A 21,340-nucleotide genomic window follows, 5' to 3' on the forward strand; every position below is an offset into this window, starting at 1 on the left:
GAGCAGCATGTCAGAGGTTACAGTTAAAGCATTAGCCGAGGAAATTGGTACTCCGATTGATCGTTTGCTTCAACAGTTTGCCGATGCTGGTATCAGCAAGAAAGCTGAAGAAAGCGTAAGCCAACAAGAAAAGCAGTCGTTGTTGTCTCACCTTAAGAAAGAACATGGTGGTGACAGCACGACTGGTGAGGCTCCTACACGCCTTACTCTGCAGCGCAAGACTCGAAGCACTCTGAGTGTCTCGGGCTCTGGCGGCAAGAATAAAAGTGTTCAGGTAGAGGTGCGCAAAAAGCGCACCTATGTAAAACGTTCTGCCCTTGAAGAAGAGCAGCGCGTAGCTGAAGATGCGAAACGCCAAGCTGAAGAAGCGGCTCAGCGTGAAGCTGAAGAAGCCGCTAAGCGCGCAGCCGAAGAAGCTGCCAAGCGTGAAGCAGAAGAGCAGGCGAAACGTGAAGCTGAAGAAACAGCTAAGCGTGCCGCTGAAGAAAAGCGCTTAGCTGAAGAGAAAGCTAAGCAAAATGCAGGACATAAGGCCAATCGTGACGCTGAGGACAAGCTGGATCGTGACGCTGAGGACAAGCGTTTAGCTGACGAAAAAGCTAAGCGCGCCGCCGCTGACCAACAGGCTAAGAAAGAAGCTGAGGCGCTACAACGTCGCAGGGAAGAGGAAGCCAAGCGTAAAGCCGAAGAAGAGAGTCAGCGCCAGCTAGAAGAGGCACGCAAAATGGCAGAACAGAACGAGAAAAACTGGTCAAAACCTGATCAGGCGACAACGAGCATGGAAAAATCAGATTACCATACAACAACTTCTAGCTACGCTCGCGCAGCTGAAGATGAAGCCGACCGCAAAGAAGAAGGCGGTCGTCGTAAGAAGAAAAAACCTGCTGCGAAAGCTGATGACCGTAACAAAGGTCGTGGCTCTCGTAACCAGCGTGGTCGCGGTGGTAAGAAAAAGTCTCAGGTTAATGCACCGACATCGATGCAGCATGGCTTTGACAAAACAGCAACCGTTGCTAAATCTGACGTTGTGATCGGTGAAACCATTGTTGTTTCTGAACTGGCTAGCAAAATGTCAGTGAAAGCGACAGAAATCATCAAAGTGATGATGAAAATGGGCGCTATGGTTACCATCAACCAGGTAATCGACCAGGAAACAGCACAGCTAGTTGCTGAAGAAATGGGTCACAAAGTTATTCTTCGTAAAGAGAATGAACTTGAAGAAGCGATCATGTCTGATCGTGACGAGAATGCCGCAACTGAATCTCGTGCACCTGTTGTTACTATCATGGGCCACGTTGACCATGGTAAGACATCAACACTGGATTACATTCGTCAAGCTCACGTTGCTTCTGGCGAAGCCGGTGGTATTACCCAGCATATCGGTGCATACCACGTTGAAACTGGCAACGGTATGATTACCTTCCTTGATACTCCTGGACACGCCGCGTTTACCGCTATGCGTGCTCGTGGTGCTCAGGCGACGGATATCGTTGTACTGGTTGTTGCAGCAGATGATGGTGTAATGCCACAGACAATTGAAGCTATCCAGCACGCAAAAGCGGCCGGTGTACCTCTGATTGTTGCTGTAAACAAGATCGATAAAGAAGACGCTAACCCAGACAACGTGAAGAACGAACTGGCACAGTACGATGTTATCCCTGAAGAGTGGGGCGGTGAGAACATGTTTGTTCACATCTCTGCGAAACAAGGTACTAACATTGACGGTCTGCTAGAAGCTATCCTGCTTCAGTCTGAAATTCTTGAACTGACTGCAGTTAAAGATGGTATGGCGAGCGGTGTGGTTGTTGAATCTCGCCTTGATAAGGGCCGTGGTCCGGTTGCAACTGTTCTGGTTCAGTCAGGTACGCTACGCAAGGGCGATATCGTTCTTTGTGGCCTGGAGCATGGCCGTGTGCGTGCTATGCGTGATGAGCTTGGTCAAGACATCGAGTCTGCTGGCCCGTCTATCCCGGTAGAGATCTTAGGTCTTTCCGGTGTACCTTCTTCTGGTGACGAAGCAACCGTTGTTCGTGACGAGCGTAAAGCACGTGAAGTTGCACTTTACCGTCAGGGTAAATTCCGCGATGTTAAGCTTGCTCGCCAGCAGAAAGCGAAACTTGAAAACATGTTCTCTAACATGACGGCAGGTGACGTAGCTGAGTTGAACGTTGTACTAAAAGCTGATGTACAGGGTTCTATCGAAGCGATTGCCGATTCACTGGTTAAACTGTCTACCGATGAAGTTAAAGTGAATATCGTCGGCTCTGGTGTTGGTGGTATTACCGAGACTGATGCAGTACTTGCTGCAGCATCTAACGCTATCGTACTTGGTTTCAACGTTCGTGCTGATGTTCCGGCTCGTCGTATTGTTGAGAACGAGAACCTGGATCTGCGTTACTACTCAATCATCTACCAGCTGATTGACGAAGTGAAAGCGGCAATGGGCGGTATGCTATCTCCTGAGTTCAAGCAGGAAATTATCGGTCTTGCAGAAGTACGCGATGTGTTCAAGTCACCTAAGATCGGCGCAATTGCGGGTTGTATGGTTACTGAAGGTATCATCAAGCGTAACAACCCTATCCGTGTTCTACGTGATAATGTTGTAATCTACGAAGGTGAGCTAGAATCGCTACGTCGCTTCAAAGACGACGTGAACGAAGTTAAGAACGGCTACGAATGTGGTATCGGCGTTAAGAACTACAATGATGTTCGCGTTGGTGACCAGATCGAAGTTTACGAAATTGTTGAAATCCAGCGTACTCTTGACTAATTACTCAAGACAACAAGCTGTTTTATAACAACTAATCTTATGGGGAGCTTCGGCTCCCCATTCTTTCAAGAGCTCAATTCTTAGAGAGAGAAAACGAATATGGCAAAAGAATTCAGCCGTACCCAGCGAGTTGCACAGCAGTTGCAAAAAGAGCTGGCGGTGATCCTGCAGCGCGAAATTAAAGATCCGCGCATCGCAATGGCAACTATCTCGAGTGTCGATGTATCACGCGATATGGGCTACGCAAAAGTGTACGTGACATTTTTGACCGTGGGTGAGCAAACCCCTGAGGACAGCCTGGAAGCACTGCGCGAACTGGCACCTTATATCCGCTCGCTACTGGGCAAGCAGATCCGTCTGCGCGTTACCCCTGAGCTTAACTTCATCTTCGACAAGTCACTGACCGAAGGTATGCGTATTTCTAACCTGGTCAGCAAGGCTGTCCGTGATGATGAAGATCGTCGCGGTGATGATGCTGAAGAAGGCGAGGAGTAATCCATGGCACGTCGTCGTAAGGGGCGTCCGGTCGACGGGGTTATCCTCCTCGACAAACCAACCGGACTTAGCTCGAACGATACCCTGCAGAAAGTAAAGCGTATCTTCTTCGCGCAGAAAGCGGGTCATACCGGGGCACTGGATCCATTGGCAACCGGTATGCTGCCAATCTGCTTTGGTGAAGCGACGAAGTTTTCCCAGTTCCTGCTCGATTCGGACAAGCGCTATCGCGTTGTGGCCAAGTTAGGTGAACGTACTGATACCTCGGATTCTGACGGTGAAGTCGTTCAGACGCGCGAGGTGAAAGTAGACCGTGGTCAGCTAGAGCGCTGCATTGCCAAGTTCCGCGGCACAACCGATCAAATTCCATCGATGTACTCGGCCCTGAAATACCAGGGGCGTAAGCTGTATGAATACGCCCGCGAAGGGATTGAGGTGCCTCGTGAATCTCGCAAGATCACCGTGTATTCTGTCGAGCTTCTTCGTTTTGACAACAACGAAGTCGAAATGGAGCTGCATGTATCGAAAGGAACCTACATCCGCACGATTGTTGATGATCTGGGCGAGATGCTCGGTTGCGGTGCCCATGTGACCTATTTGCGTCGTACCGGGGTGTCCAACTATCCGATGGATCGCATCGTGACGTTGGAGCAGCTACAGGCATTGCTGGATCAGGCCAAGGAGCAGGACATTGCGCCAAGCGAACTGCTTGACCCGCTGCTGCTGCCGACTGACAGTGCGGTACAGGACTTGCCGGAAGTCAATATATTGCCAGCACTGGCGGTATATATCCTTAACGGTAATCCGGTGCAGGCTGGCCGTGTTCCCGAGACGGGGACGCTGGTTCGCATTACGGTTGGCGAACAGCGTGAGTTTATCGGCGTCGGTGTTATCGACGAAGATGGCATGCTGGCGCCGAAGCGTGTGATGGCGAACAAGCAGGACTAAGGGGCGAGAACCGAGAAGCTAGTTCCTAGAAAAAGCGGAAAGAGCGGGTTCTAGGTCGCTGGGTCCTAGGAAAAAGCTTCCTTGAGGTTTTGTATTTAAGAGCAGAATATTTGATAAGAATATTCTGCTCTTTCGTCTCTACCAGCAGGAACCGACTCTCCTCGCATCTCGCCACTATAAACCCGAAACTCGCCACTTACGCGACTTATTTGAATCTTTCCTTGTAGTCATGCAGGGCTACACGTATAATTCGCGGCTCGGGTGTCGGCTGAATCAGAGATTGGCTGGCACAAATTTAGAAACACTTTGTATTAGGAATGAGTTATGTCTCTGAATGCAGAAACTAAAGCAGCAATCGTTGCTGAATACGCGCAAGGCGCAAACGACACTGGTTCTCCTGAAGTTCAGGTTGCACTGCTAACAGCACAAATCAACCACCTTCAAGGTCACTTTGCTAACCACAAACACGACCACCACAGCCGTCGCGGTCTGCTACGTATGGTTTCTCGTCGTCGTAAGCTTCTAGACTACCTTAAAGGTAAGAACCTAGATCGCTACCAAGACCTAATCAAGCGTCTAGGCCTACGTCGCTAAGATTGCTTTGAGAAAGGAGCCTGATGGCTCCTTTCTTTTTTATGTTTGTTAATACTCCTCTCTACCGTCTCATCCGATACCTGCATCGTCACTGCTGATTGAATGATCCTGTAGCGAGTTGATTGATGAACCATCACTGATATTTTACACCGTGAGCTCGCGAGTCGTTTTCGTCGACCTTTAGGTCGCGGCTAATGACAGTTCCTCTAGCCATAGAGAATTTTCATTAGTCGCGATACGTGAAATCACCGTAAAGTGTCTTTCATCACATGACGCTTTTCCTTGTGTCAGATATACTTAACGACGCAAATAGAAAGCGGAATAAATTTAAGGAAATTCACGTGAATCCTATCGTAAAGACTTTCCAGTACGGTAACCACACGGTTACTATCGAAACTGGTGTTATGGCACGTCAAGCAACAGCTGCTGTAATGGTAAGCATGGATGACACATCTGTGTTTGTATCTGTAGTTGGTAAAAAAACAGCGGTAGAAGGCCAAGACTTCTTCCCACTGACTGTTAACTACCAAGAACGTACTTACGCGGCTGGTAAAATCCCAGGTGGTTTCTTCAAGCGTGAAGGCCGTCCATCTGAAGGCGAAACGCTGACTGCACGTTTGATTGACCGTCCAATCCGTCCGCTATTCCCAGATGATTTCAAAAACGAAGTGCAGGTTATTGCGACTGTTGTTTCTGTAAACCCAGATGTAAACCCAGATATCGTTACTATGATTGGTACGTCTGCGGCACTGGCTATCTCTGGTATTCCATTCAATGGTCCTATCGGTGCTGCACGTGTTGGTTACGTTAACGATCAGTTCGTTCTTAACCCAAGCAATACTGAGCTTGAAGAAAGCCGTCTAGATCTTGTTGTTGCCGGTACGGAAGGTGCGGTTCTGATGGTTGAATCAGAAGCTGACCGTCTGTCTGAAGAGCAGATGCTACAAGCTGTAGTATTTGGTCACGACCAGCAGCAAACCGTAATCAATGCCATCAACGAGTTCGCGGCAGAAGTTGCTACGCCGGCATGGGATTGGACTGCACCTGAAGTCAACACTGAGCTAAAAGCACGTGTTGCCGAGAAAGCAGAAGCACGTCTGTCTGAGGCGTACCAGATTACTGAAAAAATGTCACGCTACGAGCAAGTTGGCGCGATCAAGAATGACGTTGTCGAAGCTCTGCTTGCAGAAGACGAGACACTGGAAGAGCGCGAAATTCGCGACATGCTGAGCTCTCTTGAGAAGAACGTTGTACGTAGCCGCATCATTGCCGGCAACCCGCGTATTGACGGCCGTGAAAAAGACATGGTTCGTGCACTAGATGTACGTACTGGTGTACTTCCTCGTACTCACGGTTCATCTCTGTTCACTCGTGGTGAAACTCAGGCACTGGTTACCGCGACACTGGGTACCCAGCGTGATGCGCAAATCATCGATGGCCTAACTGGCGAGAAGAAAGATCACTTCCTGCTACACTACAACTTCCCTCCATACTGTGTTGGTGAAACGGGTTTTGTCGGTTCGCCTAAGCGTCGTGAAATTGGTCACGGTAAGCTGGCTAAGCGTGGTATTGCAGCGGTAATGCCATCTGTTGACGAATTCCCGTACACAGTACGTGTGGTTTCTGAAATCACTGAATCAAACGGTTCATCTTCAATGGCGTCTGTTTGTGGTACTTCTCTGGCTCTTATGGATGCTGGTGTGCCAATCAAAGCGTCTGTTGCTGGTATCGCAATGGGTCTTGTGAAAGAAGGCGATGATTTCGTTGTTCTTTCTGACATCCTGGGTGACGAAGACCACCTTGGTGATATGGACTTTAAAGTAGCAGGTACTGACGACGGTATCACAGCGCTGCAGATGGATATCAAGATCGAAGGTATCACCAAAGAAATCATGCAGATCGCTCTAAACCAGGCGAAAGGTGCGCGTAAGCACATCCTGAGCGTGATGGACGATGCAATCGGCACGCACCGTGAAGATATCTCTGAGTTTGCTCCTCGCATCCACACCATGAAGATCAACCCAGAGAAGATCAAAGACGTTATCGGTAAAGGCGGTGCGGTTATCCGTGCGCTAACTGAAGAGACTGGCACTACGATTGAAATCGAAGATGACGGTACCGTGAAGATTGCTGCGACTGAAGGAACTGCTGCGAAAGAAGCAATCCGTCGCATCGAAGAAATCACTGCCGACGTTGAAGTTGGTCGTATCTATACTGGTAAGGTTATGCGTATCGTTGACTTCGGTGCGTTTGTATCTGTTATCGGTACGAAGGAAGGTCTGGTACACATTTCTCAAATCGCTCAGGAGCGTATCGAGAAGGTTGCCGATCACCTAGAGATGGGCCAGGAAGTGAAGGTTAAAGTTCTTGAAATTGACCGTCAGGGCCGTATCCGTCTAAGCATGAAAGAAGCAGCCGCCGAGCAAGCACCGGCAGCCGCTCAAGACGAAAAGCCAGAAGCTTAAGTCTTTCTTCTAAAAGCATGTTATAAAGGGGGCTCTTCAGCCCCTTTTTTATACTCATGAGTTACTTAGGCGGGTATTCGGCATCGATCGATAGCCGCCTTATTTGTATTGATGGTATAAGCTAGTAAGAAGACTCGTCAGTTTCACCTCAGGGAGAATTGCATTGATTGCAAACAGGTTAACAATCGCATGCGTTGCGATGATTATGGTGTTGGCTGGCTGTACGGCAGCCCCTCAGTCTAACTGGACCAATCCGCCGCTGGCGGTACCGTTCCAGCCAACGATTCAACAGCAGATCCAGCTGGCTCGTATTGATCAGTTACTAAAACGCAATGATCTTAATGACGACACCCTGGCACAAGTCTACTACGAGCGCGGTTTGTTGCACGACAGCATTGGTTTGCGTGATCTTGCCCGCCTTGACTTCAACCAGTCGCTGTCGCTTAAGCCTGATCAACCTGATGTCTTCAATATTCTGGGTGTGTATTTCACTCAGAGTGCGCACTTTGATGCGGCCTATGAGGCGTTTGATTCTACGCTCGAGCTGAACATCAGCCACCCGTTTGCTCAGCGCAACCGGGGCATTGCCCTATATTACGGCGGGCGCTACGAGCTGGCCCATGAAGATCTTATTGCCCACTACCAGCAGAATGTGAACGACCCCTACCGGGTGATCTGGCTGTACCTCGTTGACTTGGAACGAGAGCCCGAGACGGCCAAAGATAAGCTGAAACGCCGCTATGACGTTAGCGACAAGCAGGACTGGGGGTGGCAAATTGTCAGGATGTATATCGGCGAGCTTACCGAGAGCGAGCTGCTTGCACAGATCACCGCCGAAAGTGAAGACAACGACATGCTGGCCCAGCGCTTGACCGAAGCGTATTTCTACATGGCCAAGCTGTATCACTACAACAAAGATTTCCAGGCTGCGTTGATGCTGTATAAACTGGCGCTTGCCGGTAATGTCTACGAGTTTGTCGAGCATCGGTTCTCGCTGCTGGAGCTCAGCCGCCTGATGGCAGAAGCTAGTGTCGAGCAGCCGGTTGCTGCTGGTGATAGCTAAGGCGAAACCAAGGTAAAAAGACAAAGAAAAGCCGCGTCATCAGACGCGGCTTTTTGTTTGGGTCATAACGGCAAGGACATTATGCGATATCGAGTCCGGCCAGGTTATGCCAGTAACCGTTGCACTGGTGGCCGCCTGCCAGTTTGTGCTGCGTGGCACCTTGCTCGTTGCTGCGGAAGGTGTCAATCAGCGGCAGGGTCTCGTTGCCTAATGGGCTGAGACGTACCACATCGACCAGGTTATCCATGCTCTTGAGATCGTTGATCAGGTTATAGCAGTAGCCGGACTGGGTCTGGATACCGTTGAGGGTAAAGACCTTCTGCGACTCCTGGCTGTTGACGGTGATCCCGGTTGGATACTTGATGCAGCAGGTTTCGCAATCGTCCTTGGCACGGTCCTCGGCACGGGCGGTAAAGCAACGGGCCGAGTAGGCCAGCGGCAGGTAGCCGTAGCTGAAAACCTCGGTCTCGAACTGATCACGAATGCCCATTTTCTCGCACTCGTTAACCACATTCTGGAGCCAGTCACGGGACAGCTCGACAGGCATGCACCAGCGAACCATGCCTTTTTTCAGGAACAGGTTCAGGGTCTGGGCATTGTAGCAGTTGACTGCCGGCCCCACGACAAACGGTATGCCTTTCTCGTGCGCCATCTGAATGGCGGAGACATCGTTGGCCTCGATGATGAAGTCACCGTTATCAATGTACTTTTTCATTACATTGACCTCGCTTGGCGCCTCCAGCAGTGCCATGGTCGACAGTACGACCTGCTTGCCCGTGGCCGAGATATCCCTGGCGATATCAAGCCAATGGGCCGGGCGCATTTCACGACGCTTGGAGCAGACCGTCTCACCCAGGTAGACAATATCGGTATTGGTTTCTTTGACCTGCTGGTAGAAGTTCTCGACATCCGGCTTTGACCAGAAGTAAAGGAGCGGGCCTAGTGAATATTTCATCGTGTTTTCCTTTATTGCCACTTGCGGTGATACGCGCCGAGGGTCGTCTGTTTGCCTTCGGACACATTGCCCAGACAGGCGTTCCACGCCGGATCGACGCTGTAGCCTTCCGGATCAGCCAGATAGCGATCGATAGCCGCGCGCCAGGTACGGGTTACCTGCTCAACATAGGCAGGGCTGCGCTGGCGGCCTTCAATTTTCACCGAGGCAATATTGGCTTTGAACAGTTCTGGCAGGATCTCCAGGGTATTGAGGCTGGTTGGCTCTTCCAGCGCGTGATAGCGTCTGCTCTCGCCCTCGAAGTCCACTTCGAAGCGTCCCTTGCACAAGGTAGGGTAGCCGGCGTTCTCACCTGCTTCGTAACGGTCGATCAATACGTCGTTGAGGCGAGATTCCAGCCCTTGGGAGGTTTCCTGCCAGCGGACAAATTTCGCCGGCGAGCAGGCACCGACGGTATTCGGCGACTCGCCGGTCATGTAGGAGGACAGGTAGCAGCGTCCCTCAGACATGATGCAGAGGCTCCCGAAGGCAAATACTTCCAGTTGCATATCGGTGTTACGGGCCAGCTGTTTGACCTGATGGATCGACAGCACGCGGGGCAGCACGACACGCTTGACGTTGAAGTTCTGCTGGTAGAAATCGATCGCGGCGGTATTGGTTGCCGATGCCTGTACCGAGAGGTGCAGCTCAAGGTCCGGGTAGGTGGTTGCCGCGTAGTCCAGTACCGCTATATCAGCCACAATCAGGGCATCTACCCCCATCGCAGCAGCATTGTCAACGGCACGTTTCCAGCGCTCGAAGCCGTCCGGATGAGCGAAGGTGTTGAGCGCAACATGCAGTTTGCGGTTGTGATCTTTCACATACTGCACGGCTTTTTCGAGTTTTCTGCCTGTAAAATTTAGACCTGCAAAGTGGCGGGCATTGGTGTCATCCTTAAAGCCGATATACACGGCATCCGCACCGTTATCAATGGCAGTTTTCAGCGCCGGAAGGTTACCGGCGGGGCAAAGTAGCTCCATATTATTATTTCTACCAGTGTGGGAATAAAAGTGATGGAGCAAATAGTAGGGGGCTTAGTGCCCCCTTGTTTTGATGTCAGGCAGGTTTTGTTGATTTAGGACAACTTTTTTCTCTAGCTTTTATAACCATAAAGTGGTAGTGCTTAGTCCTTGTGGCGGCTGTGCTTGAGCAAAATGGCATCCAGCTCATTTTTCGGCAGCGGCTTGTAGAAATGGAACCCCTGGATATAGTCGCAATTGAGGTTCGACAGCAAGGTCGCCTGCTGACGGGTCTCGACCCCTTCCGCCACAATACTCATGCTCAGCGCCTTTCCGAGGTTGATAATGTTCTCGATGAGCGTGACCTGCTTGGGGATGGTCTCGATGTCTTTGATAAACGCCCGGTCGATCTTCAGTTCGTCGAGCGGGAAGCGTGCCAGGTAGGACAGGGAAGAGTAGCCGGTACCGAAGTCATCGATCGAGAGGGCAAAACCCTGCTTCTTGATGGCATTGAGCATTTGGATAGTATGCTCGCCGTCGCTCATGACGGCACTTTCGGTAAGCTCGAACGTAATGTCATTGGGGTTGATCCCGGTAGCCTTCTTTAGCTTCTCAACAAAGCTGATCAGGTTCGGGTTACCAAATTGCTGCGGTGACAGGTTGATGGCCACCCGGCCGGACAGCAGACCCTGCTGCTTCCATTTGCGTACCGTGGTGAAAACTTCTCTCATCACGACCTGGCCGAGCTGCTCAATCATGCCGGAGCGCTCCGCGACCGGGATAAACTGTGCCGGGCTGATATAGCCTTCTACCGGATGTTTCCAGCGTACCAGGGCTTCGGCACCGTCGATGGCATAGTCTTTGGCATTGACCTTTGGCTGGTACCAGACCTCCAGGCCATTTTGCTGCAGCGCTTTTTGCAACTCGATTTCCAGCCATAGTTGCATCCGGGCTTCTTTGTTCATTTCCTCGCTGAACTTGACCAGACGGTTGCGACCACGGTTCTTGGCCTCGTACATCGCGGTATCGGCATTTTGCAACAGAATACGGGCATCGTTACCGTCGCCCGGGTAGGTCACCATGCCTATCGAGCAGGCCAGATGCTTGCTGAAGTGGTGCAGATCAAAGGGCTGGTTGATCAGCGCGATGATCTGCTGCGAAATCAACTCGCCGCTGCGGTCATGCTCGGGTTCCTGCAGGATGATGGCAAACTCGTCGCCGCTCAGGTGGCCGATAATGGCGCTATCCGGCAGCAGGCGGCGCAGGCGCAGGGAGATCTCCTGCAGTACCCGGTCACCGATGTGGTGGCCAAGGGAATCATTGATATTTTTAAAGTTATCAAGATCAAGGTACAGCATCACCAGCGGGGATTCGTTGTTGATCAACTGCTCCAGCCGGCGGCTGAAACCGTGGCGGTTATAGAGCCCGGTGAGCGGGTCGGTTTGGACAAGCTGTTCAACCTGGCCCTGTTGGACTGCGCGCTCGGAGGTGTCCTGCAGCAGAATAAGTTTTGCCGGGGCACCCAGCAGGGTGATATCCGACGATGATACCTGCAGGGCCTTGTCGGTGCTGCAGCGAGGGCTGGTCTGGCACTTTCGCTGCTCGTTCTTGCCCAGCTGGTTGATCTGCTCGCCCAGAATGCGCTGGCTGCTACTATCTATCAGCAGCCGTCCCAGCTCTTCGCCGATGAGATCCCGCGGGGATTCAAAACCCAGCATATCGGCGGCGGTCTGGTTGGCCGAGATGATGATCTCTCCCTCGATCAGACAACTGCCGTCGGTGATTAATTCATTGAGCTGGTTGAGTTGGTGCTCCAGTTCGGCCAGTGAATTGACCAGAACCTGGCGCTCCGAGGTATCGGCAGAGTGCAGCACGATATAGGGAATATCGCCAATCTGATCTTTGAGCGGAGCCAGGCTGAAATGCATGCTGGTATCATGACGGTTGTCGTTCAGTACCACCTCGCCTTCGACGGATTCGCCATTGAATGCACGCTCGTAATAGGGACGCAGGGAGTCATAGAATGCCTGACCCAGAATGTCTTTGTCGTTCTGGCCTACTAATTCTTCGCGCTCCAGCCCGCTAATCTCGCAATAGCGATTGTTGACGACCAGGTAGTTATGATCCGGATCTAGCACTGCAAACAGAAAAGGGCTGTTATCGGTCAGCAGCGGAAACCAGTAGTTGAGTTGCTCAGTCGGCATTGAAAGTGCGTATATCCGTATCCGTTGCCCTCCGGCAGGGAGGAGCCGTAAATTAAGTGCTATGTACTATAACCTGTGATAATGCCGTAATTCCAAACTTTGCGTTCAGAGAAGCGTTTTTTTTGACTCAAGGCATGAAAAGCTCCCCCATAATTGCCATACAATCAGTCAATAATTGCGACAGAGACAGGAAAAATAAGACAGTGATTGCTCAACTACGAAAGCACATGGTGCAATACGGCCCGGCTCTGATCCGCGTGCCAGCCCAAATGACCCCGTTTGCCATTCAGAAAAAAGTGATGCTTGATGGTCTGGCGATGGTGTTTAAAGAAGCGCTGGAAGATGGTGATTTTGAGTTCCTGGAAGATCGCTGGCTAAAGGTTGAGGTCAGAGATCTTGGTCTGCGCTGGTATATCAGCTACCAGGATGAGCAGTTGGTCGTCTCGGAGCATGCTGAACAGGAAGATGTCAGTTTCAGCGGCGAATGTAATGACTTGGTATTAATTGCCGCGCGCAAGGAAGATCCTGATACACTCTTCTTCCAGCGTCGCCTTCGCATCGAAGGGGATACCGAGTTGGGACTGGAAGTAAAGAACTTGATGGACAGTATTGATCTTGAGCTGCTTCCGGCCCCGGTTAAATTTGTTTTGCAGCAGTCAGCAGACTTCATCCAGAAAGGGATGCAGGACATGGCGGCTGATAAAGAGGTCATTAATGCTCATTAGAACAGAAGCGCCGGCAGATATTCTTCCTATCGACAGTTTGCTGAAAGCCGTATTTGACACCGAGGCGGAAGCAAACCTGGTGATGAAGCTGCGTGAAAATGGTCACCGGACTCTGTCCTTGGTGGCATGCAGTGATGACGGCGAGTTGATTGGCCACCTGTTTTTCAGCCCGGTCACGGTTGATGGACAGGATAGTAACTGGCAGGGGCTGGCACCGCTGGCCGTGAAGCCGGAATACCAGCGACAAGGTATTGGCCAGGCGCTGATGGAAGAGGCTAAGAGCATATTGGCTGAGCTGGGATACCCGGTGACTGTCGTGCTGGGCCACAGCGATTATTATCCGAAGGCTGGCTTTGTCAAAGCCTCTGAGCACGGGCTGAGCTGTAGCTGGTCGGTGCCGGATGAGGCGTTCATGGTGCTGGAGCTGGTTCCGGATTCTCTGGCCGGTATTACCGGGCTGGTGGAATACTGTGCGGAATTTTCCGAGCTCTGATCCCGGCAGGTTCTGAGCCCGTCAAATACCACCTGCGGGTGGTATTTTTATTGGTCCTGAAAATATTCGGATACCGATGGCTCTATTTCGTCACATGATCTGGTAGGATCGCCTGCCGAAGTGATGCCACCAGACAGAAAATGGTAATACGATGAATCAGAGAGATATACAGGTATTGCAGGAGATGGGCCTGACTTACTGGCAGGTAAGGAAGCCGTCCTTTTTTCCTGATATGCAAGTACCTGTGATTGACCTTCCGGAGACTTGTAAGCTGCTGTTTGTCTGTTCAGAGGCGCTGGATGAGCATGACCGCTGGCTCTTTGGCCGGATCCTGAAGAGTATGAAGCTGGCTCCCGAGCAGGCGCTGTTACTTCCTCCTCAGGCGCTGGACCAGGTCCGTGAACATCATTTGACGTGGTGCTGGCTGGCCGGATGCCAGGCGGCGCACCCGGCAGGGTGTCAGTTGCTGACATCAGTATCACTGAAGCAAATGCATACCAACCCAGCAAGCAAGAAAGCCTTATGGCAGCAGATTTGTTCTTATGACTCATAAAATTGTTCCCTTAGTCGCACACCATCTCGATGACGTCTGGCGTATCGAGCAGGCTGCTCATGCGTTTCCCTGGGCAGAATCGATGATCCGCAAAGCACCGGGCAAGATTGCCGCCAATTTTGTCCTTGAGATCGACGGGCAGACGGTAGGCTACTGTTTTGGCCAGAATGTGGCGGGCGAGGCGACGTTGCTCAACATTGCCGTTGATCCTGCCTGCCAGGGCAAGGGGTACGGCAAGATATTGCTGGAAGGCTTTATCGAACAGCTCTCGGCCATGAATGCCGAGGAAATCTGGCTCGAAGTCAGGGCCAGCAATGCCCGTGCCTACCAGTTATACGAAGCGGTCGGCTTCAATGAGATCAACCGCCGGATCGGCTACTACCCGGCCGAAACCGGACGCGAAGACGCCCTGATCATGACCTATCTGATCATGTAGCCGCTCTCGATGGGCCAGGTACTTGAATCAGCACCGTGTTACTGCTGTTTCTTTCTGCGGAGTTTGCGTATAATTCCGCCATCTTTCAGGCTCCACTAGTCAACGATCATGCTGCGTAGGATAGAGGCAAACATGTAATTCACTGTAATTAAATCACCCTTTGTTTCTGCCTTGCAGATGATGGAACCCGGCTGGGTCTCGCAGCGGGACTTGGTTCCGGTCTACTTATTTGGAGCCGGGTAGCTCACGCTTGATGGGCTACTGCTCGATTATTGAAATCTCTCACAGGATTATCAACGCTTATGTCTTTTTTAGCTGAAGTGAACAAACGTCGTACGTTTGCGATCATTTCTCACCCGGATGCGGGTAAAACCACGATTACCGAAAAAGTATTGTTATTCGGAAACGCGATCCAGAAAGCCGGTACGGTCAAGGGCCGTGGCTCCAACCAGCACGCCAAGTCAGACTGGATGGAAATGGAAAAAGAGCGTGGGATCTCGGTAACCACCTCGGTTATGCAGTTCCCGTACAACGATTGTCTGGTCAACCTGCTAGATACCCCGGGACACGAAGATTTCTCGGAAGATACCTACCGTACCCTAACCGCGGTCGACTCCTGCCTGATGGTGATCGATGCGGCCAAGGGTGTCGAGGATCGTACTCGCAAGCTGATGGAAGTTACCCGTCTGCGTGATACGCCGATCGTCACTTTCATGAACAAACTTGACCGTGATATCCGTGATCCGATGGAACTGCTGGATGAAGTGGAAACCGAGCTGAACATGGCCTGTGCGCCGGTATCATGGCCAATTGGCTGTGGTAAGGAGTTCAAGGGTGTTTACCATATTCACCGTGATGAGACGATTTTGTACTCGACAGGCCAGGGCCACACGATTCAGGAGGCTCGCATCATCAAAGGGCTGGATAACCCGGAGCTTGATGAAGCAGTTGGCGATGATTTGGCTGAGCAGCTACGCGAAGAGCTGGAGCTGGTGATCGGTGCCTCGCACGAGTTCGACCGCGAACTGTTCCTGAGCGGTGAGCTGACGCCTGTCTTCTTCGGTACGGCACTGGGTAACTTTGGTGTTGACCATATGCTGGACGGCCTGACTGAATGGGCACCGACGCCAATGCCACGTAAGGCCAACGAGCGTGACGTTGAAGCCAGCGAAGAGAAGTTCTCGGGTTTTGTCTTCAAAATTCAGGCGAACATGGATCCGAAACACCGTGACCGTATTGCCTTCATGCGTATCGTATCGGGTACCTACAGCCAGGGCATGAAGATGAACCATGTCCGTACCGGCAAGAACGTCAGCATTTCTGATGCGGTAACCTTCATGGCCGGTGACCGTTCACGTGCGGAAAAGGCTTATGCGGGCGACATTATCGGTCTGCATAACCATGGCACCATCCAGATCGGTGATACCTTTACCCAGGGTGAAAGCCTCAAGTTTGCCGGTATCCCGAACTTTGCACCGGAGCTGTTCCGTCGTATCCGCCTGAAAGATCCACTGAAGCAGAAGCAGCTGCTAAAAGGTCTGGTTCAGCTGTCTGAAGAAGGTGCGGTGCAGGTGTTCCGTCCGCTGCAGAACAACGATTTGATCGTGGGTGCGGTTGGTGTGCTGCAGTTCGATGTGGTTGTTGCCCGTCTGAAGGCGGAATATAACGTTGAAGCGATTTATGAAAGCGTCAATGTTGCGACGGCACGCTGGGTAGAGTGCGACGATACCAAGACGCTGGAAGAGTTCAAGCGCAAGAACCAGACGAACCTGGCACTGGACGGCGGTGATAACCTAAGTTACATCGCGCCAACCATGGTGAACCTGAACTTGGCGAAAGAGCGCTTCCCTGACGTCGACTTCCGGGCGACTCGCGAGCACTAATCGCGCTTTCCGGGCGAGAGCCTGCCTACAATAGTCCAAGGCCGTCACAGTTGTGGCGGCTTTTTTTATCCTTTTCTGGCGAATCTGCCTCCCCTCTCTTTTATTCCCTTATTCTCGGTCTAGTATTCTTCCTGTTGCGTATTGAAAGAACAATGGAAGGAATGGGGACTATGGAATTTTCGACCGGCAGGGATATTTACTCATGGCCAGGGGAGCCCTACCCGCTAGGCGCCACCATCAAAGAGCAGGGCGTGAACTTCAGCCTGTATTCCAAAGACGCAACCCAAGTGATATTGCACTTGTTTGACAGTCAGAATGCTACCGCGCCGTTTCATTCATTTGAGCTTGATCCTATTATGCACAAGCGGGGGCATTACTGGTTTTTGTTTGTTGCCAATATCGGTCACGGTCAGGTGTATGCCTTTCAGGTGGATGGTCCCTGGAAACCTGAGGCAGGACTTCGCTTCAACAAGGAAAAAATACTGATTGACCCCTACAGCCAGGCGATTAGCTTCGGGCGTCACTATTGTCGTGACAACGCCATTGGTCCCGGGCCGAATATGGCGAGCGGGATGAAAAGTGTTGTTGTTGATCAGCGGGCCTTTGACTGGCAGGGCACTCAGGCTCCGCGCCATTCAATGACAGATACCGTGATCTACGAAATGCATGTCGGCGGGTTTACCAAGCACCCGTCCTCGGGCGTCGACGAAGCCAGGCGGGGAACATTTGCCGGTGTTATCGATAAGATCCCCTACCTTAAGTCGCTCGGGGTGACGGCCGTTGAGCTGATGCCTATCCAGCAGTTTGATGTCGATGATGCGCCGCAGGGACGGCAAAATTACTGGGGCTATAGTCCGATCAATTTCTTTGCCGTTCATGCCGACTATAGCGTCGAGAAAGATCCGCTTGCCGCGATCACTGAATTTAAAACCCTGGTCAGGGAACTACACCGGGCCGATATTGAAGTGATCCTGGATGTCGTGTTCAACCATACGGCAGAAGGTGACGAGAGCGGCCCGACGTTTTGCTTCAAGGGGCTGCAGAACGGGGCGTATTATATTGTCGATAAGAAAAATGGCCAGTATGCCAATTACAGCGGCTGCGGCAATACCTGCAATGCCAACCACAGCGTTCTGCGGCGGATGATCATTGATGCACTGCATTTCTGGGTAACCGAGATGCGGGTAGACGGTTTTCGCTTTGATCTGGCATCGGTACTGGCGCGAGATAGCCAGGGCCACCCGATGAGAGAGCCGCCCTTGTTATGGTCAATCGATTCGGATCCTATCCTGAGCAGTACCAAGATCTTTGCCGAAGCCTGGGATGCCGCCGGCCTGTATCAGGTTGGCTCGTTCATTGGCGACCGATGGAACGAGTGGAACGGTAAGTACCGTGATGATGTCCGGGCTTTCTGGCGCGGTGACAGCGGGAGTATCAGCCCGTTTGCCTCCCGGATCCTGGGATCGCCCGATATTTACTGCAGTAACCGCCATTCGCCGCATCGCTCGGTCAATTTCATCTGTGCTCATGATGGCTTTACCCTCAATGACCTGGTCAGCTATAGCGAAAAGCATAACTGGGATAATGGCGAGGCCAACCGGGACGGTGACAACCATAACCTGTCGAACAACTATGGTGTGGAAGGGCCGACGGATATTGCCGAGGTCGAGGCGCTGCGAAACCGCCAGTGTAAAAATATGCTGGCAACACTATTGCTCTCACTGGGAACACCGATGATTTCGATGGGGGATGAAGTCCGGCGTACCCAGCAGGGCAATAACAATGCCTATTGCCAGGATAACGAAATCAGCTGGTTTGACTGGCGCCTGGTCGACAAGCATGCCGATATGCTGCGGTTCGTGATGTTAATGAACCAGATCCGGCGCACCGAGCCGACCATTGAATGGAACATGCATATGTCGCTGAGCTCGGTGCTCGAGAATGTCGGGATCAACTGGCATGGGCTTCAGCCGCACCAGCCTGACTGGTCTGAACATTCTCATTCGCTGGCAACAACCGTGATTCACCCTATCAGTGAGGATGAGCTATATGTCATCTGCAATGCCTACTGGGATCCGCTGGTGTTCACCTTGCCGGATAGTGGTGACAGGGACTGGCACCTGCTGGTCAACACCGCTGAGCCAAGCCCCCGTGATATCTATACTATCGAGCAGGCACCGAGATATCGTGGCGATACGATTTTGGTTACCGGGCGTAGTATGATAATCATGATTGCCAAATCAACCAGCCGGTAGGAGAGATTGATGCTGAAGTGGCTAAAACGAGGGATCGCCAAATATGACAGGTGGTGTGAGCGATTGGGGTTGGTCCCGGAGAACCGCCGCTGTTGCGCACCTGTGCATTATGATGATGACGATCCTAGAAACCCGTCTATGCGGAGACACTCTCGTCAAAGGCCGGACGACAAGCCGCCGCAGGGCCCTGCATGCAGCTTGCAGAACGAGAAGACATAATGAGGGGCTTTTCCAATGCTCATTGACAGCCATTGTCATTTTGACTTTGAGCCTTTTGCCTCCGATCCTGCTTATTACCTAACGCTGGCACGCCGTGCCGGGGTGGGGACCATTGTGATCCCCTCCGTCGGCGAGCGGAACTGGCTGGTGGTGAAATCTCTCTGCCAGCAGTTTGACGGTTTGTATTATGCTCTGGGGCTGCACCCGTTTTTTTCTCAGGAGCACAGCCAATATGCGTTGTCCTTGTTATCAGAGCAACTGGCAGAAGTAGCCGGTACAGAGAAGAAGGATCGCAAATGTGTCGCCGTGGGCGAGTGCGGGCTCGATTTTGCCATAGCGGGTGCCAATCGGGAGCGGCAGATAGAGCTACTGTCAGCGCAGCTGGTACTGGCGAATGAATACGGTTTGCCTGTTATCCTGCATTGCCGGAAGGCCTTTCCCGAGCTAGTGAGTGTACTGAAGCGAACACCGCCGAGGGCGGGTGGGGTGTATCATGGTTTCAGTGGCAGCCTGCCGCAGGCAGAGCAATTAATCGATCTGGGTATCAAAATTGGTGTAGGTGGAACGATTACATATCGCCGTGCCAACAAAACCCGCAATACAATAGCTGCACTGCCGTTGACCGCACTGATGCTAGAGACCGATGCGCCGGATATGCCTGTTTCCGGCTATCAGGGAGAGCCCAATCGTCCTGATCGGTTATTCAATATTATGCAATCACTTGTCGAGATCAGAGAGGAATCTGAAGCTGAAATAGCTTCAGCTACCAGCTTAACCGCGGCTGAACTTTTTCGGATATTGATGTGATCTGGATCTAAAAGAAAACGATTGCGCGAAACGGTTGCGTAAGTTGTGTTTTCGTTTGTGATTTATGTCACGTTTGTGATTAAACTTTCACTCTCTTTCCTTGGAAAGTGTGATGGCGGCATTACTTTATCCGCCGCTGCGTTAGTATAATGCGCCGGACTCTTAAAGAGCCAAATTGTCGAGACGCCAAACTTAACTAAAGGGATGCCATAAACTATGAGCCTGTTTATGAGCCTGGTTGGGATGTTAGTACTGCTAGGTCTAGCTGTTCTACTATCTGATAACCGTAAAGCTATTAATCTACGTACTGTTGGTGGCGCATTTGCCATCCAATTTTCATTAGGTGCATTTGTTCTGTATGTACCTTGGGGTAAAGATGTTCTTGGTGCTGCGAGTAGCGGTGTTCAGAGCGTCATTGATTTTGGTAACATCGGTATCGAATTCCTATTCGGTAGCCTAGTGAACTTCTCTGTTGAAGGTATTGGTTTTATCTTCGCATTTAAAGTTCTGCCAACAGTAATCTTCTTCTCAGCACTGATCAGTGTTCTTTACTACCTAGGCGTTATGCAGGTTGTAATCAACGTTCTTGGTGGCGGTCTGAAGAAGGTACTTGGAACCTCTAACGCAGAATCAATGTCTGCAACAGCTAACATTTTCGTTGGTCAGACTGAAGCACCGCTAGTTGTGCGTCCGTTTGTACCAAAAATGACGCAGTCTGAGCTGTTTGCCGTAATGTGTGGTGGTCTGGCTTCGGTTGCTGGTGGTGTTCTTGCTGGTTATGCAGCAATGGGTGTACCTCTAGAGTACCTGATTGCAGCCTCTTTCATGGCAGCACCTGGTGGTCTGTTGTTTGCTAAAATCATCAAGCCTGAAACAGACGAGCCTGTTGAGCAGCTTGGTGGTGACGAAGCAGAGGGCGACGACAAGCCTGCTAACGTAATTGATGCAGCTGCTGGCGGTGCGTCTGCTGGTATGCAACTGTCTCTAAACATCGGCGCAATGCTATTGGCATTCGTTGGTCTGATTGCTCTTATTAACGGTATGCTAGGTGGCATCGGTGGTTGGGTCGGCATGCCGCATCTAACTCTGGAACTGCTACTTGGTTACGCATTCCAGCCTCTAGCATTCCTAATCGGTGTTCCATGGGCTGATGCAAACATTGCTGGTTCTTTCATCGGTCAGAAGCTGATCCTGAACGAATTTGTTGCTTACCTGAGCTACGTTCCTTACCTAGGCGATGCTGCTCCTGCAGTTATCTCTGAAAAGACAAAAGTAATCATCTCTTTTGCTCTATGTGGTTTTGCGAACCTGTCTTCAGTAGCAATCCTACTAGGTGGTCTTGGTAGCATCGCGCCAAACCGTCGTCACGACATTGCACGCTTTGGTATGCGCGCAGTAGCAGCAGGTACATTATCTAACCTAATGTCTGCAACTATCGCTGGTCTGTTCTTCTCACTAAGCGCAATGTAATCACTGA

Annotated in this window: 18 protein-coding genes; 15 read left to right on the forward strand and 3 right to left on the reverse strand. The window is 51.4% G+C overall.

Annotation, left to right across the window (positions count from 1 at the left end; all coding sequences use genetic code 11):
- The first annotated feature begins 7 nt into the window (after window positions 1–7).
- From infB to nlpI, 6 genes are all read left to right on the forward strand, one after another.
- Window positions 8–2,770 carry a translation initiation factor IF-2 gene (gene infB / locus EIZ48_RS07115; protein WP_160649648.1) on the forward strand — a complete coding sequence of 921 codons (2,763 nt, stop codon included), beginning with the start codon at window positions 8–10 and terminating at the stop codon, window positions 2,768–2,770.
- Between the two features lie 99 nt (window positions 2,771–2,869).
- Window positions 2,870–3,265: a 30S ribosome-binding factor RbfA gene (gene rbfA / locus EIZ48_RS07120; protein ID WP_075762519.1), complete on the forward strand. Its 396-nt coding sequence runs from the start codon at window positions 2,870–2,872 to the stop codon at window positions 3,263–3,265.
- Between the two features lie 3 nt (window positions 3,266–3,268).
- Window positions 3,269–4,213, forward strand: a complete 945-nt coding sequence (gene truB / locus EIZ48_RS07125) for a tRNA pseudouridine(55) synthase TruB (RefSeq protein WP_160649650.1) — start codon at window positions 3,269–3,271, stop codon at window positions 4,211–4,213.
- Window positions 4,214–4,537: 324 nt separating this feature from the next.
- A complete protein-coding gene (gene rpsO, locus EIZ48_RS07130) occupies window positions 4,538–4,807 on the forward strand; it encodes a 30S ribosomal protein S15 (protein WP_007464817.1) in 270 nt (89 codons plus the stop codon).
- A gap of 341 nt (window positions 4,808–5,148) precedes the next feature.
- Window positions 5,149–7,272 (forward strand): polyribonucleotide nucleotidyltransferase, encoded by a 2,124-nt coding sequence (pnp, locus tag EIZ48_RS07135; protein WP_160649652.1) that lies wholly within the window; start codon window positions 5,149–5,151, stop codon window positions 7,270–7,272.
- A gap of 163 nt (window positions 7,273–7,435) precedes the next feature.
- Window positions 7,436–8,335, forward strand: coding sequence for a lipoprotein NlpI (nlpI, locus tag EIZ48_RS07140; RefSeq protein WP_160649653.1), 900 nt, complete (start codon window positions 7,436–7,438; stop codon window positions 8,333–8,335).
- A gap of 79 nt (window positions 8,336–8,414) precedes the next feature.
- On the opposite strand, the gene EIZ48_RS07145 is transcribed toward nlpI, so the two are convergent.
- From EIZ48_RS07145 to EIZ48_RS07155, 3 genes are all read right to left on the reverse strand, one after another.
- Entirely contained in the window at window positions 8,415–9,290 is an 876-nt protein-coding gene (locus EIZ48_RS07145; RefSeq protein WP_160649655.1) for a U32 family peptidase, read from the reverse strand.
- Window positions 9,291–9,301: 11 nt separating this feature from the next.
- Window positions 9,302–10,309: a ubiquinone anaerobic biosynthesis protein UbiU gene (ubiU, locus tag EIZ48_RS07150; RefSeq protein WP_160649729.1), complete on the reverse strand. Its 1,008-nt coding sequence runs from the start codon at window positions 10,307–10,309 to the stop codon at window positions 9,302–9,304.
- A 143-nt stretch (window positions 10,310–10,452) separates the two neighbouring features.
- Complete coding sequence (locus EIZ48_RS07155) at window positions 10,453–12,492, reverse strand: sensor domain-containing protein (RefSeq protein ID WP_160649657.1); 2,040 nt, start codon at window positions 12,490–12,492, stop codon at window positions 10,453–10,455.
- A 203-nt stretch (window positions 12,493–12,695) separates the two neighbouring features.
- On the opposite strand from EIZ48_RS07155, the gene ubiT reads away from it, so the two are divergent.
- The 9 genes from ubiT to EIZ48_RS07195 all read left to right on the forward strand — a co-directional run bounded on the left by ubiT (window position 12,696) and on the right by EIZ48_RS07195 (window position 21,333).
- A complete protein-coding gene (gene ubiT / locus EIZ48_RS07160; protein ID WP_075762512.1) occupies window positions 12,696–13,217 on the forward strand; it encodes a ubiquinone anaerobic biosynthesis accessory factor UbiT in 522 nt (173 codons plus the stop codon).
- Window positions 13,207–13,710: a GNAT family N-acetyltransferase gene (locus tag EIZ48_RS07165; RefSeq protein WP_160649659.1), complete on the forward strand. Its 504-nt coding sequence runs from the start codon at window positions 13,207–13,209 to the stop codon at window positions 13,708–13,710. Before ubiT ends, EIZ48_RS07165 begins: the two co-directional genes overlap by 11 nt.
- Before the next feature lie 151 nt (window positions 13,711–13,861).
- The gene (locus tag EIZ48_RS07170) at window positions 13,862–14,263 is read left to right on the forward strand and encodes a DNA polymerase III subunit psi (protein ID WP_160649661.1); all 402 of its coding nucleotides are present in this window, start codon (window positions 13,862–13,864) and stop codon (window positions 14,261–14,263) included.
- The gene (gene rimI / locus EIZ48_RS07175; protein ID WP_160649663.1) at window positions 14,253–14,699 is read left to right on the forward strand and encodes a ribosomal protein S18-alanine N-acetyltransferase; all 447 of its coding nucleotides are present in this window, start codon (window positions 14,253–14,255) and stop codon (window positions 14,697–14,699) included. The genes EIZ48_RS07170 and rimI overlap by 11 nt, the downstream gene beginning before the upstream one ends.
- A gap of 302 nt (window positions 14,700–15,001) precedes the next feature.
- Window positions 15,002–16,582 (forward strand): peptide chain release factor 3, encoded by a 1,581-nt coding sequence (gene prfC / locus EIZ48_RS07180; RefSeq protein ID WP_160649665.1) that lies wholly within the window; start codon window positions 15,002–15,004, stop codon window positions 16,580–16,582.
- 170 nt (window positions 16,583–16,752) lie between these two features.
- Window positions 16,753–18,837, forward strand: a complete 2,085-nt coding sequence (gene glgX / locus EIZ48_RS07185; protein WP_160649667.1) for a glycogen debranching protein GlgX — start codon at window positions 16,753–16,755, stop codon at window positions 18,835–18,837.
- 9 nt (window positions 18,838–18,846) lie between these two features.
- Entirely contained in the window at window positions 18,847–19,056 is a 210-nt protein-coding gene (locus EIZ48_RS31225) for a DUF5363 family protein (RefSeq protein ID WP_500690606.1), read from the forward strand.
- Window positions 19,057–19,071: 15 nt separating this feature from the next.
- A complete protein-coding gene (locus EIZ48_RS07190; RefSeq protein WP_160649668.1) occupies window positions 19,072–19,863 on the forward strand; it encodes a TatD family hydrolase in 792 nt (263 codons plus the stop codon).
- 216 nt (window positions 19,864–20,079) lie between these two features.
- On the forward strand, window positions 20,080–21,333 hold the full coding sequence (locus EIZ48_RS07195; protein WP_160649670.1) for a NupC/NupG family nucleoside CNT transporter: 1,254 nt from the start codon (window positions 20,080–20,082) through the stop codon (window positions 21,331–21,333).
- Window positions 21,334–21,340 lie beyond the last annotated feature (7 nt).

The organism is Photobacterium alginatilyticum (assembly GCF_009910675.1).
In the GTDB taxonomy this organism is placed as follows: domain Bacteria; phylum Pseudomonadota; class Gammaproteobacteria; order Enterobacterales; family Vibrionaceae; genus Photobacterium; species Photobacterium alginatilyticum.

Coding starts and splice junctions, on each gene's coding strand:
- infB (WP_160649648.1), top strand. CDS start 8: ATGTCAGAGGTTACAGTTAAAGCATTAGCCGAGGAAATTGGTACTCCG.
- rbfA (WP_075762519.1), top strand. CDS start 2,870: ATGGCAAAAGAATTCAGCCGTACCCAGCGAGTTGCACAGCAGTTGCAA.
- truB (WP_160649650.1), top strand. CDS start 3,269: ATGGCACGTCGTCGTAAGGGGCGTCCGGTCGACGGGGTTATCCTCCTC.
- rpsO (WP_007464817.1), top strand. CDS start 4,538: ATGTCTCTGAATGCAGAAACTAAAGCAGCAATCGTTGCTGAATACGCG.
- EIZ48_RS07145 (WP_160649655.1), bottom strand. CDS start 9,290: ATGAAATATTCACTAGGCCCGCTCCTTTACTTCTGGTCAAAGCCGGAT.
- ubiU (WP_160649729.1), bottom strand. CDS start 10,309: ATGGAGCTACTTTGCCCCGCCGGTAACCTTCCGGCGCTGAAAACTGCC.
- EIZ48_RS07155 (WP_160649657.1), bottom strand. CDS start 12,492: ATGCCGACTGAGCAACTCAACTACTGGTTTCCGCTGCTGACCGATAAC.
- EIZ48_RS07165 (WP_160649659.1), top strand. CDS start 13,207: ATGCTCATTAGAACAGAAGCGCCGGCAGATATTCTTCCTATCGACAGT.
- EIZ48_RS07170 (WP_160649661.1), top strand. CDS start 13,862: ATGAATCAGAGAGATATACAGGTATTGCAGGAGATGGGCCTGACTTAC.
- rimI (WP_160649663.1), top strand. CDS start 14,253: ATGACTCATAAAATTGTTCCCTTAGTCGCACACCATCTCGATGACGTC.
- prfC (WP_160649665.1), top strand. CDS start 15,002: ATGTCTTTTTTAGCTGAAGTGAACAAACGTCGTACGTTTGCGATCATT.
- glgX (WP_160649667.1), top strand. CDS start 16,753: ATGGAATTTTCGACCGGCAGGGATATTTACTCATGGCCAGGGGAGCCC.
- EIZ48_RS31225 (WP_500690606.1), top strand. CDS start 18,847: ATGCTGAAGTGGCTAAAACGAGGGATCGCCAAATATGACAGGTGGTGT.
- EIZ48_RS07190 (WP_160649668.1), top strand. CDS start 19,072: ATGCTCATTGACAGCCATTGTCATTTTGACTTTGAGCCTTTTGCCTCC.
- EIZ48_RS07195 (WP_160649670.1), top strand. CDS start 20,080: ATGAGCCTGTTTATGAGCCTGGTTGGGATGTTAGTACTGCTAGGTCTA.